Source organism: Acidovorax sp. HMWF018 (assembly GCF_003061035.1).
GTDB classification, from domain to species: Bacteria; Pseudomonadota; Gammaproteobacteria; order Burkholderiales; family Burkholderiaceae_C; genus Acidovorax; species Acidovorax delafieldii.
On the sequence record NZ_QAIM01000445.1, the window covers coordinates 4,471 to 7,184 of the forward strand.

Genomic DNA, 2,714 nt, shown 5'->3' on the forward strand with positions numbered 1-2,714 from the left:
ATGGTGCATTTCATCAACCATACCGAGCCCCAACCTGGCGACCAGCACGAAGACGACGACACCGAGCCCGCGCGCGTGCTGCGGGTGCAGCTGCGTACCCGTGACGGGCAGCCCCTGGGCCTGCTGGTGCTGCGCTACATCGCGGACCAGACGCAGGACGACGCGCATTTCCGCGCGTTTGTCGAGAAGTTGTCGGGCACGCTGTCGGTGGCCATCGAGACGCGCAGCCTGATCGAAGGCCAGAAGAAGCTGCTCGATGCTGTCATCCGCCTGCTGGCCGACGCGATCGACGCCAAGAGCCCCTACACCGGTGGCCATTGCGAGCGCGTGCCGGAGCTGGCCGAGGCGCTGATGGACCGCATGTGTGCGGCCAAGGACGGTCCGTTTGCCCAGGTGGCCATGACCGATGCCGAGCGCTACGAATTCCGCCTGGGGGCCTGGTTGCATGACTGCGGTAAGGTCACCAGCCCCGAGCACATCATCGACAAGGCCACCAAGCTGGAGACGCTCTACAACCGCATTCACGAGGTGCGCATGCGCTTTGAGGTGTTGTGGCGGGACGCTGAGCTGGACTACTGGAAGCAGCATGTGTCCGGCGTGGACACGGTGCGCCTGCAGCGCGAGCTGCTGCAGCGGCGCGAACAACTGCAGGAAGACTTTGCCTTTGTAGCCCGCTGCAACGTGGGGGGCGAATTCATGGCCGAGGCGGACATTGCCCGCCTCAAGACCGTCGGCCGCCAGATATGGCAACGGCATTTTGACGACCGCCTGGGCCTGTCGGCCGCCGAGATGCTGCGACTGTGCAGCGTGCCGGTGCGCCCCTTGCCCGCCAACGAGCCGTTGCTGGCCGACCGGCCCGAGCACATCGTGCCCTGGGGCACACGCACGCCGCCGGTGGAGGCGGGCAACCCCGCCAATCGCTGGGGCTTTGACATGGTTTTGCCGCCCTACGAGGCGCACCTGGGAGAACTGCACAACCTGTCCATCCAGCGGGGTACGCTCACTGCCGAAGACCGCTTCAAGATCAACGACCACATCGTGCAGACCATCATCATGCTCAGCGGTCTGCCGTTTCCGCCGCACCTGGCGCGCGTGCCGTCGATTGCCGGGTCCCACCATGAAAAGCTGGACGGCACCGGCTACCCCCGGCGTCTGAAGGCGCCAGAGCTGACGCTGGCCGACCGGGTGATGACACTGGCCGATATCTTTGAGGCGCTGACTGCGGCCGACCGGCCCTACAAGCCACCCAAGACCTTGTCCGAGTCGCTCAAGATCATGACCCACATGGTGCGCGAGCGGCACATCGATGCCGAGGTGTTCCGCTTCTTCCTGACCAGCGGCGTGTGGCGCGACTACGCCGAGCGCTTTCTGACACCTGCGCAGCGCGACGAGGTCAATGTGGAGGCCATTCTGGCGTCGCTGGGCTGAGAGGGGAATGACGCCCTACGGTGGACGATGGGACGCAACGTTCTTGCGCGGGCCAGCCTTGTCGCAGCGGACAGCGGACCATATGCCCATGGGGCCCGGTCAGAACAGCTCGACGTCGTCGTTGGCGACCTTGGTTGCCAGTTGACCGCTGGCCACCAGATCGTCATAGAAGCAAACCTGGTTGCGGCCATGTTCCTTGGCGTAGTAAAGCGCCTGGTCGGCCTGGCCCAGAATCTCTACGGGCGAGCCGCGCGTGGTGCTCACAAAGCCCAGGCTCACCGTGACCTGACCCACCTGCGGGAAGTGGTACTCCTGCACGGCCAGCCGGAAGCGGTTGAACACCTTGTGGGCAGTGCTCAGTGTGGTGGAGCGCAGCAGCACCACAAACTCTTCGCCGCCGAAGCGGAAGATGCGGTCATGGCTGCGGAAAGAGCTGCGCAGGATGTTGGCGATCAGGATCAGCACCTCGTCGCCATACAGGTGGCCGAAGCGGTCGTTGACCTGCTTGAAGTGGTCGATGTCCACCACTGCCAGCCATTGCTGCACGGGCTCGTTGTCGCTGGCTACGGCGGTTTCTTCGGCCGCAAAGGACTCGGTGACTGCACCAGACCGGCTGGCCAGCCCGCTCATGGTGTAGCGAGAGAACTGCTCGTCAAACGTCTTGCGGTTGAACAGGCCGGTGAGCGCATCGCGCTCGCTGTAGTCGAGCAGGCTCTGGTAGTTCTGGTACACCTGAAACACACCCATGAGCACGTCAAGCTTGTGGGCCGAGAACGGGCGCGACTGGGTGATCTCCAGGCAGGTGCTGACCTTGTCGTGCATCCACACCGGCAGCCAGAGCACATGGCGGCCCCGGCGGGGTGAGGCCAGGGCGCGCTCGCTCCGGTTGTCCACGCAGTCCCGCAGGGCGGGGTACTGGTCCAGCGGCTCCCGGCGAGGGTCGGCCGCGGCTTCGGAGTCGGTGGACACCAGCTGGCCGTTGTCCACCCAGGTGCGGGGGCGCACATGGGGCACGCCGCCCTCCGTGAACAGTTCCAGGGCCCGCACCTCGATGATGCTGCTGAGTTTTTGCAGCGTGGACAGCACCGACACCTCCAGCCGCAGGTGGTCGCGGTGGCCAGTCATCTCCACCAGGTTTTGCAGGATGGGTTTCATAGGCGGTGTGCTGCGGGCCGATCGGGGCATGTCGTTGGGTCAGTTACGGCGCACAAACACCACGTCCCACACCCCATGGCCCAGTCGCAGGCCACGGTTTTCGAACTTGGTCAGCGGGCGGTAGTCGGGTT

2 protein-coding genes and 1 pseudogene are annotated in these 2,714 nt (G+C 65.0%); 1 reads left to right on the forward strand and 2 read right to left on the reverse strand.

The genetic code is table 11. From position 1 onward, the window contains the following. Nucleotides 1–1,428, forward strand: a 1,428-nt coding sequence (locus DBR23_RS31010) for an HD-GYP domain-containing protein (RefSeq protein WP_304466216.1), incomplete at its 5' end; no start/stop codon positions are given. Nucleotides 1,429–1,527: 99 nt separating this feature from the next. On the opposite strand, the gene DBR23_RS18390 is transcribed toward DBR23_RS31010, so the two are convergent. Together DBR23_RS18390 and DBR23_RS31015 are read right to left on the reverse strand one after the other, a co-directional pair. Then, complete coding sequence (locus DBR23_RS18390) at nt 1,528–2,583, reverse strand: GGDEF domain-containing protein (RefSeq protein WP_108499174.1); 1,056 nt, start codon at nt 2,581–2,583, stop codon at nt 1,528–1,530. A 39-nt stretch (nt 2,584–2,622) separates the two neighbouring features. Next, nucleotides 2,623–2,714: pseudogene (locus DBR23_RS31015) on the reverse strand (tRNA (guanosine(46)-N7)-methyltransferase TrmB); the annotation flags it as partial.